Source organism: Pseudomonas sp. ITEM 17296 (assembly GCF_028895205.1).
Lineage (GTDB): Bacteria > Pseudomonadota > Gammaproteobacteria > Pseudomonadales > Pseudomonadaceae > Aquipseudomonas > Aquipseudomonas kermanshahensis.
This window is the reverse complement of the sequence record NZ_WJRS01000001.1, coordinates 217,811-230,335: the sequence shown is the minus strand read 5'-3', so window position 1 is coordinate 230,335 and position 12,525 is coordinate 217,811. Positions and strand designations below refer to the sequence as shown.

General features: G+C 64.5%; 14 protein-coding genes. 10 read left to right on the top strand and 4 right to left on the bottom strand.

Going from position 1 to position 12,525, the window contains the following annotated elements:
* Positions 1-8 precede the first annotated feature (8 nt).
* From GIB19_RS00970 to GIB19_RS00955, 4 genes are read right to left on the bottom strand one after another with little or no spacing between them, the layout of a single operon-like run.
* Entirely contained in the window at positions 9-2,033 is a 2,025-nt protein-coding gene (locus GIB19_RS00970; protein ID WP_189662490.1) for a methyl-accepting chemotaxis protein, read from the bottom strand.
* 47 nt (positions 2,034-2,080) lie between these two features.
* On the bottom strand, positions 2,081-2,635 hold the full coding sequence (locus GIB19_RS00965) for a chemotaxis protein CheW (protein WP_027592436.1): 555 nt from the start codon (positions 2,633-2,635) through the stop codon (positions 2,081-2,083).
* Complete coding sequence (gene pilH, locus GIB19_RS00960) at positions 2,632-2,997, bottom strand: twitching motility response regulator PilH (protein ID WP_099430634.1); 366 nt, start codon at positions 2,995-2,997, stop codon at positions 2,632-2,634. Before pilH ends, GIB19_RS00965 begins: the two co-directional genes overlap by 4 nt.
* Before the next feature lie 46 nt (positions 2,998-3,043).
* Positions 3,044-3,445: a response regulator gene (locus tag GIB19_RS00955; protein ID WP_027592434.1), complete on the bottom strand. Its 402-nt coding sequence runs from the start codon at positions 3,443-3,445 to the stop codon at positions 3,044-3,046.
* Between the two features lie 232 nt (positions 3,446-3,677).
* On the opposite strand from GIB19_RS00955, the gene gshB reads away from it, so the two are divergent.
* The 10 genes from gshB (at position 3,678) to GIB19_RS00905 (ending at position 12,477) form a co-directional block, all read left to right on the top strand.
* Positions 3,678-4,631, top strand: coding sequence for a glutathione synthase (gshB, locus tag GIB19_RS00950; protein WP_027592433.1), 954 nt, complete (start codon positions 3,678-3,680; stop codon positions 4,629-4,631).
* 91 nt (positions 4,632-4,722) lie between these two features.
* On the top strand, positions 4,723-5,628 hold the full coding sequence (locus GIB19_RS00945) for an energy transducer TonB (RefSeq protein WP_265968812.1): 906 nt from the start codon (positions 4,723-4,725) through the stop codon (positions 5,626-5,628).
* A 171-nt stretch (positions 5,629-5,799) separates the two neighbouring features.
* The gene (locus GIB19_RS00940; protein WP_027592431.1) at positions 5,800-6,369 is read left to right on the top strand and encodes a YqgE/AlgH family protein; all 570 of its coding nucleotides are present in this window, start codon (positions 5,800-5,802) and stop codon (positions 6,367-6,369) included.
* Entirely contained in the window at positions 6,369-6,794 is a 426-nt protein-coding gene (ruvX, locus tag GIB19_RS00935; protein WP_027592430.1) for a Holliday junction resolvase RuvX, read from the top strand. Before GIB19_RS00940 ends, ruvX begins: the two co-directional genes overlap by 1 nt.
* Positions 6,795-6,840: 46 nt before the next feature.
* Complete coding sequence (pyrR, locus tag GIB19_RS00930; RefSeq protein ID WP_027592429.1) at positions 6,841-7,359, top strand: bifunctional pyr operon transcriptional regulator/uracil phosphoribosyltransferase PyrR; 519 nt, start codon at positions 6,841-6,843, stop codon at positions 7,357-7,359.
* Positions 7,360-7,371: 12 nt separating this feature from the next.
* Entirely contained in the window at positions 7,372-8,376 is a 1,005-nt protein-coding gene (locus tag GIB19_RS00925) for an aspartate carbamoyltransferase catalytic subunit (RefSeq protein WP_027592428.1), read from the top strand.
* Positions 8,373-9,644: a dihydroorotase gene (locus GIB19_RS00920; RefSeq protein WP_099430636.1), complete on the top strand. Its 1,272-nt coding sequence runs from the start codon at positions 8,373-8,375 to the stop codon at positions 9,642-9,644. The genes GIB19_RS00925 and GIB19_RS00920 overlap by 4 nt, the downstream gene beginning before the upstream one ends.
* A 325-nt stretch (positions 9,645-9,969) precedes the next feature.
* Positions 9,970-10,500 carry an ATP-dependent protease subunit HslV gene (gene hslV, locus GIB19_RS00915; protein WP_003249309.1) on the top strand — a complete coding sequence of 177 codons (531 nt, stop codon included), beginning with the start codon at positions 9,970-9,972 and terminating at the stop codon, positions 10,498-10,500.
* Positions 10,501-10,573: 73 nt separating this feature from the next.
* Positions 10,574-11,917, top strand: coding sequence for an ATP-dependent protease ATPase subunit HslU (gene hslU, locus GIB19_RS00910; protein ID WP_099430637.1), 1,344 nt, complete (start codon positions 10,574-10,576; stop codon positions 11,915-11,917).
* 182 nt (positions 11,918-12,099) lie between these two features.
* Positions 12,100-12,477 (top strand): gamma-butyrobetaine hydroxylase-like domain-containing protein, encoded by a 378-nt coding sequence (locus tag GIB19_RS00905; protein WP_099430638.1) that lies wholly within the window; start codon positions 12,100-12,102, stop codon positions 12,475-12,477.
* The last annotated feature ends 48 nt before the right edge of the window (positions 12,478-12,525 follow it).

Here is a 12,525-nt window from a genome sequence, read left to right as displayed (position 1 = left end):
GGCATTCCTCAGCGCGGCTCGGCAGGTGCCGGCAGGGTGAAACCAGAAACAGACCGGCGCATCTCGCTGGCCATGCGTGCCAGGTGGCGGATGCTGTCGGCAGTGGCGCCGGACCCGGCAGACGTCTGCGCGGTGATCTGCTGGATGACGGCCATGGTGTGGGAGATCTGCCCGGCAGAAGACGTCTGCAACTGGGCCGCGTCGGAAATACTGTGGATCAGCTCGGCCAGGTTCTGCGACACCCCTTCGATCTCCGCCAGCGCCACCCCGGCATCCTGGGCCAGGCGCGCGCCGCGCACCACTTCGGCGGTGGTCTGCTCCATGGAGATCACCGCCTCGTTGGTATCGGCCTGAATGGTGCGCACCAGCGCCTCGATCTGCCGCGTGGCCGACGACGAACGCTCGGCCAGGCGCTGCACTTCGTCGGCAACCACCGCAAAGCCCCGCCCGGCTTCACCGGCCAGCGAGGCCTGGATCGCGGCGTTGAGAGCCAGGATGTTGGTTTGGTCGGCAATGTCGTCGATCAAGCTCACGATGTCGCCGATCTCCTGTGACGACTCACCCAGGCGCTTGATCCGCTTGGCGGTGTCCTGGATCTGTTCGCGAATGTTGTCCATGCCGTTGATGGTGTTGTGCACCACCTCGTTGCCCTTGTTGGCGATCGCCACTGAGCGCTCGGCCACCTTGGCCGACTCATAGGCATGCGCCGACACCCGGTCGATCGATTCGACCATGTCGCCCACCGCCTCGGACGCCTCGCTGATTTGCGCGGCCTGGTGCTCGGACGCTTTGGCCAGCTGACGCGCGGTGTTCTGCGTGTCCTGCACGGCAGCGGCTACCTGCACGGCGCTGTGGTTGATGGTAGCGACCAGGTCGCGCAGTTGGTCGACGGAGTAGTTGATCGAGTCGGCGATGGCGCCGGTAAAGTCTTCGGTGACCGACACGGTGACGGTCAGGTCGCCATCGGCCAGCTCTTCGATCTCGTCGAGCAGGCGCATGATCGCCTGCTGGTTGCGTTCGTTCTTCTCCGCGGTCTCGCGCAGTTGCCGGTTGGTGGTGCGCACCATGACCAGGCCAATGAGGATGATCGAGGCCAGCGCCAGCAGGCCCAGGACGTAGCCGCCGACGGTGTCCAGGGTACGCCCGCCGGCCAGGTTCTCGAAGCCGTTGGCCAGGTGCGAGGCCTCGTCGAGCAGGGTTTGCGACAGGCTGAAGATGTTGCCTGCGGCTTCACGCACGCGGAACAGTTCGGGCGATGTTTCGAGGATTTCGTCCACCGAGCCGGCCACGAACTGGAACAGCTCGGCGATTTCAGCCAACCGCGCCCGGGCATCGGCGTCCTCGACGCGGGTCACCTGCAGCGCGGGGTTGCCGTTGAGCATGCCTTCCAGCACCTGGCCAAAACGCCCGGCATCGCGGCCGAAGGCATCGGCGGCCTGGGCCGCGGTGTCGTCACCGGCCAGCACCGTGTTGACCGAACCGAGGATGCGCTCGGCCAGCAGCAACTGGCGCTGGGCGACGACCACCTGGTTGGCCGGGGCACCGCTCTGCAGCAGGATTTCGACCACCTTTTCGTATTCGACCTGCAACTGCGGCACGGTCTCGGCAAGCGTTGCCGCCACCTGGTGCAGTGACAACACCGTCTGCTCGCTGGCCAGGATGGTATCGGTGTTCTTGCGCAGGTTCTCCCAGTCCTGGCGGACGGCTTCCATCTCATCGCGCACCGTGGCCGGTGCCGCTGGCAGGCCGGTGGACGTGTCACCTTCGCGCAGGTAGCTCCAGCGCCGCTCGAAATCGTTGCGCGCATCCGATAGCAGCTTGAACGCCAAGGCCTTGCCCGTCGCCGCCTCGGTGGCGTTCTTGGCAATCCGCTGGGACAGCACGCGAAGCTCACCGGCATGGCCGATGTACTGTTTGTCGTAGTTGGACTGGGTGCTCAGGTAGGCGAAATTGGCGAACAACAGGATGATCGACAGGATCAGCACCAAAAACAGCACGGTGATCTGCGCGATGCTGCGCGTACGCGGAGCCATGGGCGTTGCAGTAGCGCTGGTGGCAGGCTTGTTCACGTTCGCAGGTCCTATAACGCCACATCAAGAAAGCCCGGCGCCTGGGCCAGGGCGAAGGGGCTGAAAATTGCCCAATTGCGTTCACGCGGGAAGTGCCCCTGCACAAAGCGGGCAGCCGCGCGGATCAATGGCTGCGGGGGCGACAGCTCCAGGCTGCTCAGGGCAAAGTGCTGCAGCCCCAGTACTTCGTCCACCAGCAGGCCGACGAACAGGTCCTCATGGTCCAGCACCAGCACCCGCCGCTGCTTGCCGGGGGCGGCCGGGCCAAGCCCGAAGAAGCTGCTAAGGTCCATTACCGGCAGCAACCGCCCGCGCAAGTTGGCAACCCCGCAGACCCAGGGCTGAACCCCAGGAACACGGCTGCTGCGCGGTTCGCGCAGCACTTCGGCCACCTCGCCCATGGGCGCGACGAACCACTGCCCGGCAATCCGAAAGCCGATCCCGCTCCACTGTTGCAGGCGGGTGTCCTGCGGTGGCTGGTCCGCCACCAGCAGGCGGCAGCGCCGGTCGATGTCCAACAGCAACTCGAAGGCGGTCAGCGACGCGCCATGAGGGCGGGTGGTCAAGTGCCCAGCACTTCTTTGAGCTTGGCGATCAGTGCGTCTTCTTCGACCGGTTTGGTCAGGAAGTCGCGGGCGCCCTGGCGCGTCGCCCAGATACGGTCGGTTTCCTGGTCCTTGGTGGTTACCACGATCACCGGAATGGCGCTGGTTTCCTCGTCCTTGCTCAGCTGGCGAGTGGCCTGGAAGCCGTTCATGCCGGGCATGACGATGTCCATCAGCACCGCGTCGGGCTTTTCCTGACGGGCCAGGGCCACGCCATCGCCACCGTTGTTGGCCTTGAGCACCTCGTAGCCGTGCTTTTCCAGCCATTCGGTCAATCTGTACATCTCTGTCGGCGAGTCGTCGACAATCAGAACTCGGGCCATGCTGTTTCCCCATCAGGAAAGTAAGACCGCGCCATGGCGGACGCGGTCAGGGTGCGTGTTGTTGGTGTTCGGCAAAACCAGGCACATGGGCCCTGATCGCTTCGAGCAGTTCTTCTTTGCTGAACGGCTTGGTGAGGAACTGGTCGGAGCCCACCACCCGCCCGCGGGCCTTGTCGAACAGGCCGTCGCGCGACGACAGGAGGATCACCGGTATGTCCTTGAAAGCGCTGTTGTGCTTGATCACGGCGCAGGTCTGGTAACCGTCCAGGCGCGGCATCAACACATCGACGAAGATGATGCGTGGCTGGTGATCGACGATCTTGGCCAGGGCATCGAAACCATCGCTGGCGGTAATCACCTCGCAACCCGCTTCGCCGAGCAACATCTGCGCGGTACGGCGGATCGTGCGTGAGTCGTCGATCACCATGACCTTCAGGGGTTGTTCCATCACTTGGGCTACCGTCGCTGCTCAGGCCAGAATTGCTGGGGCCGCGTTGCGACCCTTTCGCGACACAAGGCCGCTCCTACAGGTTTGCGCAGCATTGTGCCTCGCATTTTTAGCACACTCCGGGTAGCCATTCCATCTGCTGCGCCCCTTGACCATCGGCGCTCCCGGCGCCACCCTGAGCCACTTTTCTTTCGATCCATCGCGGCTGCGCGCCGCCAAGAGGAACCACCCCATGAGCGTTCGCCTCGGCATTGTCATGGACCCCATCGCGTCCATCTCCTACAAGAAGGACAGCTCGCTGGCCATGCTGCTGGCCGCCCAGGCACGCGGCTGGAGCCTGTTCTACATGGAACAGCGCGACCTGTACCAGGGCGAAGGCAAGGCCCGTGCACGCATGCGCCCGCTAAACGTGTTCGCCGACCCGGCGCGCTGGTTCGAGCTGGGCGACGAGCAGGACAGCCCCCTGGCCGAGCTGGACGTGATCCTGATGCGCAAGGACCCGCCGTTCGACATGGAATTCGTCTACAGCACCTACCTGCTGGAGCAGGCCGAGGCCGAAGGCGTGCTGGTGGTCAACCGCCCGCAGAGCCTGCGCGACTGCAACGAAAAACTGTTCGCCACGTTGTTCCCGCAGTGCACGCCACCGACCCTGGTCAGCCGCCGCCCGGACATCATTCGCGAATTCGCGGCCAAGCATGGCGACGTGATCCTCAAGCCGCTGGACGGCATGGGCGGCACTTCGATCTTCCGCCACCGGGTCGGCGACCCCAACCTGTCGGTGATCCTCGAAACCCTGACCGCCCTGGGCGCGCAGCAGATCATGGCGCAGGCCTACCTGCCAGCGATCAAGGACGGCGACAAGCGCATCCTGATGATCGACGGCGAGCCGGTCGACTACTGCCTGGCGCGCATCCCGGCCAGTGGCGAAACCCGTGGCAACCTGGCCGCCGGTGGCCGTGGCGAAGCGCGCCCGCTGACCGAACGTGACCGCTGGATCGCCGCCCAGGTCGGCCCGACCCTGCGCGCGAAAGGGCTGCTGTTCGTTGGCCTGGACGTGATTGGCGAGCACCTCACCGAAATCAACGTCACCAGCCCGACCTGTATTCGCGAGATCGACAACGCCTTCAACACCGACATCGGCGGGCAATTGATGGACGCCATTGATCGCCAGCTGAAGGCGCGCTGACCGGCAACGCGCGGCACAATCGCGGAGTGGGGTATGATACGGGTCCTTTTTACTTGGCCTGCTGCCCCGCCCCGCGGTTGCTGGATACCTGATGACGCTGCCCGCTGACATCCCCTCCGACCTGCTGCCACCGCGCGTTCGCCCGGTGGACCGGCTCGGCTTTACCCTGTTCCTGGCTGCCCTGGTGCACCTGGCGCTGATCCTTGGCGTCGGTTTTACCGTGGTCAAGCCGGCTGAAATCCGCCATACCATGGACATCACCCTCGCCACTTTCAAAAGCGAGAAAGCGCCCGAGAAGGCCGATTTCCAGGCTCAGGACAACCAGCAAGGCAGCGGCACCCTGGAGAAGAAGGCGGTGCCCAAGACCACCGAACTCGCCCCCTTCCAGGACAGCAAGATCAACAAGGTCACGCCCCCGCCTGCGGCCAAGCCCGAGGTCGCACCGCCGCCCACGCCTGAGAAGTCGGCCGTGGTGACCCAGGCCGCCAAGCCTCACAAAGTCGAGCCCAAGCCCAAGGAAAGCAAGGCGCAACCAAAGCCTGCAACGCCCACGCCTGATTTTGACAGCTCGCAGCTGTCCAGCCAGATCGCCAGCCTTGAGGCAGAGCTGTCCAATGAACAGCAGCTGTATGCCAAACGCCCGCGCATCCACCGCCTCAACGCCGCCTCGACCATGCGCGACAAGGGCGCCTGGTACAAGGAAGAATGGCGCAAGAAGGTCGAGCGGGTGGGCAACCTCAATTACCCTGACGAAGCGCGGCGCCAGCAGATCTACGGCAACTTGCGCATGATGGTCTCGATCAACCGCGATGGTTCGCTTTACGAAGTGCTGGTGCTGGAATCGTCCGGGCAACCGGTGCTGGACCAGGCGGCGCAACGTATTGTCAGGCTGGCGGCGCCGTTTGCGCCGTTTACCGGGGACTTGGCGGAATTCGATCGGCTGGAGATCATCCGTACCTGGCGCTTTGCCCGTGGGGACCGGTTGTCCAGTAACTGATTTGCTGGCTGTACTGGCCTCTGTGGGAGCGGGTTTACCCGCGAAAGCGTTCGACAAGGCAACATAATTGCCTGATCTGACGCATTCGCGGGTAAACCCGCTCCCACAGGGATCAAGTAAGCCCTGCAGAGCACCTTGTCAGCCTCGCCACCTGGCGCCACACTATCCCCCATGAAAACCCTCGCCCCGAGCTACCTCAAGCATCAGTTCCTGATCGCCATGCCGCACATGGCCGATCCGAACTTTGCCCAGACCCTCACGTACATCGTCGAGCACAACGCCAATGGCGCCATGGGCCTGGTGGTCAACCGACCGCAGGAGCTCAGCCTGGCCGACATCCTCGAACAGTTGCGCCCGGACGATGAACCCCCGGCCAGTACGCTGCACGTGCCGATCTACCAGGGCGGCCCGGTGCAAACCGACCGCGGCTTCGTGCTGCACTCCAGCGAGTGCACCTACCAGGCCACCGTCGAACTGCAGGGCCTGTCGCTGTCCACCTCGCAGGACGTGTTGTTTGCCATTGCCGAGGGCGTGGGGCCGCAAAACAGCCTGATTACCCTGGGCTACGCAGGCTGGGAAGCCGGCCAACTGGAAGCCGAGCTGGCCGACAATGCCTGGCTCAACTGCCCGTTCGACCCCGAGATCATCTTCGGCCTCGCCAGCGACCAGCGCCTGAACGCCGCCGCCGCCAGCCTGGGCATCAACCTCAGCCTGCTGACCAGCCAGGCGGGCCACGCCTGATGGCCGAGCTACGCCTGCTGCTGGGCTTTGACTACGGCACCAAACAGATCGGGGTGGCGGTTGGCCAGGTCATCACTGGCCAGGCCCGCGAGCTGTGCACCCTGAAAGCGCAGAACGGCGTGCCGGACTGGGCCCAGGTGGAAAAACTGGTCGCTGAATGGAAGCCCGACGCCATCGTCGTCGGCCTGCCGCTGAACATGGACGGCACCCCCAGCGAGATGAGCGCGCGCGCCGAGAAATTCGCCCGGCGCCTGAACGGCCGCTTCAACCTGCCCGTGCACACCCACGACGAACGCCTGACCACCTTCGAGGCTAAAGGCGAACGCCTGACCCGCGGTGGCCAGCGCGGCAGCTACCGCGACAACCCGGTCGACGCCATTGCCGCCGCCCTGCTGCTGCAAGGCTGGCTGGAGGCCAATACCTGATCATCTTTGCCGCCGGGCAGAGCCGGCGGCCCCCGAGGAGCACGCAATGAGCCTACCCAATCCCGCCGATCTGATCCGGCAGATGGCTGTCGACCTTCGCGCCCACCTGGCCCGCCGTGCTATCACCGAGCCGCGCTTCATCGGCATCCGCACGGGCGGCGTCTGGGTCGCCCAGGCCCTGCAGGAAGAAATGGGCGATACCAGCCCCATGGGCACCCTGGACGTGTCGTTCTACCGCGATGACTTCAGCCAGAACGGCCTGCACCCGCAAGTACGCCCGTCCGAGCTGCCGTTCGAAATCGAAGGCCAGCACCTGGTCCTGATCGACGACGTCCTGATGAGCGGTCGCACCATCCGTGCCGCGCTCAACGAGCTGTTCGATTACGGCCGCCCGGCCAGCGTCACCTTGGTCTGCCTGCTCGACCTGGACGCCGGCGAGCTGCCAATTCGCCCCAATGTGCTGGGTGCCACCCTGTCGCTGGCAGCCCATGAACGGGTAAAATTGACCGGACCCGCACCGCTCGCCCTCGAGCGCCAGGACCTCGCCTCCGCTTCCGCCCTTTAAGAGTCCCCCGCGATGACGCCAATCGACGCCAAGCGCCCGCTGCAGCTCAATGATCAGGGCCAGCTGCGCCACTTTCTCTCGCTCGACGGTTTGCCCCGCGAACTGCTGACCGAGATCCTCGACACCGCCGACTCCTTCCTGGAAGTCGGTGCCCGGGCCGTGAAAAAAGTCCCGTTGCTGCGCGGCAAGACCGTCTGCAACGTGTTCTTCGAGAACTCAACCCGTACCCGCACCACTTTCGAACTGGCCGCGCAGCGCCTGTCTGCCGACGTGATCAGCCTCAACGTGTCGACTTCCTCGACCAGCAAGGGCGAAACCCTGTTCGACACCCTGCGCAACCTGGAAGCCATGGCTGCCGACATGTTCGTCGTGCGCCACTCCGACTCGGGCGCCGCGCACTTCATCGCTGAACACGTGTGCCCCGATGTGGCCGTGATCAACGGTGGCGATGGCCGCCATGCGCACCCGACCCAAGGCATGCTCGACATGCTGACCATCCGTCGGCACAAGGGCAGCTTCGAGAACCTGTCTGTCGCCATCGTCGGCGATATCCTGCATTCGCGCGTGGCGCGTTCCGACATGCTCGCGCTCAAGGCGCTGGGCTGCCCGGACATCCGCGTGATCGGCCCGAAAACCCTGATCCCGATCGGCATCGAGCAATACGGCGTAAAGGTCTACACCGACCTCGCCGAAGGCCTGAAAGACGTCGACGTAGTAATCATGCTGCGCCTGCAGCGTGAGCGCATGGCCGGTGGCCTGCTGCCGAGCGAGGGCGAGTTCTACCGCCTGTTCGGCCTGACCACCGCACGCCTGGCCGGTGCCAAGCCCGATGCCATCGTCATGCACCCTGGCCCGATCAACCGCGGTGTAGAGATCGAATCAGCAGTGGCCGACGGCAAGCACTCGGTGATCCTCAACCAGGTGACGTACGGCATCGCCGTGCGCATGGCCGTGCTGTCCATGGCCATGAGCGGGCAAAACGCGCAACGCCAACTCGACCAGGAGAACGCCCTGTGAGCATCAGTATTCTTGGCGCCCGGGTTATCGACCCCAACAGCGGCCTGGACCAGATCACCGACCTGCACCTGGACGGCGGCCGCATTGCCGCCATCGGCGCAGCACCGGCCGGCTTCAGCGCCAGCCGCACGATCCAGGCAGATGGCCTGATTGCAGCGCCTGGCTTGGTCGACCTCGACGTCTCTCTGCGCGAGCCGGGCTACAGCCGCAAAGGCAACATCGCCAGCGAAACCCGCGCCGCCGTGGCCGGCGGTGTGACCAGCCTGTGCTGCCCGCCGCAGACCAAGCCGGTGCTGGACACCTCGGCCGTGGCCGAGCTGATCCTCGACCGTGCCCGCGAAGCCGGCAACAGCAAGGTCTACCCGATCGGCGCCCTGACCAAGGGCCTGGAAGGCGAGCAACTGGCCGAGCTGGTGGCCCTGCGCGACACCGGTTGCGTGGCCTTCGGCAATGGCCTGCAGCAAATCCCCAACAACCGTACCCTGGCCCGTGCCCTGGAGTACGCCGCCACCTTCGACCTGACCGTGGTGTTCCACTCCCAGGACCGCGACCTGTCCCAAGGTGGCCTGGCCCATGAAGGCGCCATGGCCAGCTTCCTCGGCCTTCCGGGCATCCCGGAGACTGCCGAGACCGTGGCCTTGGCGCGCAACCTGCTGCTGGTCGAACAGAGCGGCGTGCGGGCGCACTTCACCCAGATCACCAGCGCCCGCGGCGCGCGCTTGATCGCCCAGGCCCAGGAACTGGGCCTGCCAGTGACCGCCGACGTGGCGCTGTACCAGCTGATTCTCACCGATGAGTCGCTGCGCGAGTTTTCCAGCCTGTACCACGTGCAGCCACCGCTGCGCACCGCCGCCGACCGCGACGGCCTGCGCGCAGCCGTCAAGTCGGGGGTGATCCAGGCGATCTCCAGCCATCACCAGCCGCACGAGCGCGATGCCAAGCTGGCGCCGTTCGGTGCCACGGAGCCGGGTATCAGCAGTGTCGAAGTGCTGCTGCCACTGGCCATGACCCTGGTCGAAGACGGCCTGCTCGACCTGCCGACCTTGCTCGCACGCTTGACCAGCGGCCCGGCTACCGCCATGCGCCTGCCGGCGGGTGAACTGAAGGTAGGTGGCGCGGCGGACCTGGTGCTGTTCGACCCGAAAGCCTCGACCGTTGCCGGCGAGCAGTGGCTGTCCCGTGGCGAGAACTGCCCGTTCATCGGCCACTGCCTGCCTGGCGCCGTGCGTTATACCTTGGTCGATGGGCACGTCTGCCACGAGGCCTGAGTAACCCCAGGGGCCGCTCTGCGGCCCATTCGCGGGGCAAGCCCGCTCCCACAGGATCTTCGCATCATCAAGGTAAGCGCAGAACCTGTGGGAGCGGGCTTGCCCCGCGAATGGGCCAGCACAAATGTGCATGCCAGCCCCCACAGGATCTTCGCATCATCAAGGCAAGCGGAGAACCTGTGGGAGCGGGCTTGCCCCGCGAATGAGCCAGCACAAATGTGCCCGCCAAGCTCAACCATTCATCCCCCCAGGTTGAAATCCTTCCCCCCACCCCCATATGAGTCTGCATCAGGCACTTTCGCCCCGCTGCGTGGAGACTCTCCCCTTGACCACCATCGTTTCTGTCCGCCGTAACGGCAAAGTCGTCATGGGCGGCGACGGCCAGGTTTCCCTCGGCAACACCGTGATGAAAGGCAACGCCAAAAAGGTCCGTCGCCTGTACCACGGCCAGGTCATTGCAGGCTTCGCCGGTGCCACCGCCGATGCCTTCACCCTGTTCGAACGCTTTGAAGGCCAACTGGAGAAACACCAGGGCCACCTGGTCCGTGCCGCCGTCGAGCTGGCCAAGGAATGGCGTACCGACCGCTCCCTGAGCCGCCTGGAGGCCATGCTGGCCGTGGCCAACAAGGATGCATCCTTGATCATTACCGGTAACGGCGATGTGGTCGAACCCGAAGACGGCCTGATCGCCATGGGTTCCGGTGGCGCCTACGCCCAGGCCGCCGCCCGCGCCCTGCTGAACAAGACCGACCTCTCGGCCCGCGAAATTGCCGAGACCGCGCTGAACATCGCCGGTGACATCTGCGTATTCACCAACCACAACCTGACCATCGAGGAGCAGGACCTGGCCGACTGATCAGTTGTTTTGGCGTCCCGCCCAGGGCGGGACTTTTCCACACTGATTGCTCTGCTTGAGGACCATTTTCATCATGTCCATGACCCCCCGCGAAATCGTTCACGAACTCAACCGCCATATCATCGGCCAGGACGACGCCAAGCGCGCCGTGGCCATCGCCCTGCGCAACCGCTGGCGGCGCATGCAGCTGCCGACCGAGCTGCGCGCCGAGGTGACCCCGAAAAACATCCTGATGATCGGCCCGACCGGTGTCGGCAAGACCGAAATCGCTCGCCGCCTGGCCAAGCTGGCCAACGCGCCGTTCATCAAGGTCGAAGCGACCAAGTTCACCGAAGTCGGCTACGTCGGCCGTGATGTCGAATCGATCATCCGCGACCTGGCCGATGCCGCGCTGAAGATGCTCCGCGAGCAGGAAATCATCCGCGTGCGCCACCGCGCCGAAGACGCCGCTGAAGACCGCATCCTCGATGCCCTGCTGCCGCAGGCGCGGGTCACCAGCTTCAGCGAAGAAGCCGCGCAGACCAGCAGCGATTCCAACACCCGCCAGCTGTTCCGCAAGCGCCTGCGCGAAGGCCAGCTGGACGACAAGGAAATCGAGATCGAAGTGGCTGACGCCGTAGGTGTCGAAATCGCCGCGCCGCCTGGTATGGAAGAGATGACCAACCAGCTGCAGAGCCTGTTCGCCAACATGGGCAAGGGCAAGCGCAAGGCGCGCAAGCTCAAGGTCAAAGAAGCGCTGAAGATGGTCCGCGAAGAAGAAGCGGGCCGCCTGGTCAACGAAGAAGAACTCAAGGCCAAGGCCCTGGAAGCTGTTGAACAGCACGGTATCGTGTTCATCGACGAAATCGACAAAGTGGCCAAGCGTGGCAATGTCGGCGGCGCCGATGTGTCCCGCGAAGGTGTCCAGCGCGACCTGCTGCCGTTGATCGAAGGCTGCACCGTCAACACCAAGCTGGGCATGGTCAAGACCGACCACATCCTGTTCATTGCCTCGGGTGCGTTCCACCTGAGCAAGCCGAGCGACCTGGTGCCTGAGCTGCAGGGCCGCCTGCCGATCCGTGTCGAACTCAAGGCACTGACCCCAGAAGACTTCGAGCGCATCCTGCAGGAGCCGCACGCTTCGCTGACCGAGCAGTACCAGGCACTGCTGAAAACCGAAGGGCTGAACATCGAGTTCCTCACCGACGGTATCAAGCGCCTGGCCGAGATCGCCTACCAGGTCAACGAGAAAACCGAGAACATCGGTGCCCGCCGCCTGCACACCCTGCTCGAGCGCCTGCTCGAAGAGGTGTCGTTCAGTGCCGGTGACCTGGCCAGCACCCACGATGAAACGCCGATCCAGATCGATGCGGGTTATGTGAACAGCCACCTGGGTGAGCTGGCGCAGAACGAAGACCTGTCGCGCTATATCCTGTAAGACCGTATGGGGCCGCTTTGCGGCCCATTCGCGGCACAAGGCCGCTCCTACACTGAATGCAGCGGTGTACCTGTAGGAGCGGCCTTGTGCCGCGAATGGGCTGCAAAGCAGCCCCAATCAAGCTTGAATCCCTCCCTCAGAAGCTGGAAGCTTGCAGCATCAGCTCCCGAGAGATTCAGCCCATGGCCCGCCTGCCCACCGCCATCAACCTGCACAAAGCCTCCAAGACCTTGAGCCTTACCTACGGCCCCAACGAGGTCTACCACCTGCCCGCCGAATTCCTGCGCGTGCACTCCCCTTCCGCCGAGGTCCAGGGCCACGGCAACCCCATCCTGCAAGTTGGCAAGGTCAACGTCGGCCTCGCTGGCCTCGAACCCGCCGGCCAATATGCACTGAAATTGACCTTCGACGACGGCCATGACAGCGGCCTGTTCACCTGGGAGTACCTCGAGCAACTGTGCCTGCGCCAGGAACAGCTGTGGGCCGAGTACCTCGACGAGCTGCACAAGGCCGGAAAATCCCGCGATCCGGCCGAATCGGTCGTGAAACTCATGCTCTAGCGCAAGCCCTCGAACGTTTAGAGCGCATTTTCTAATCTCATCTGCTTG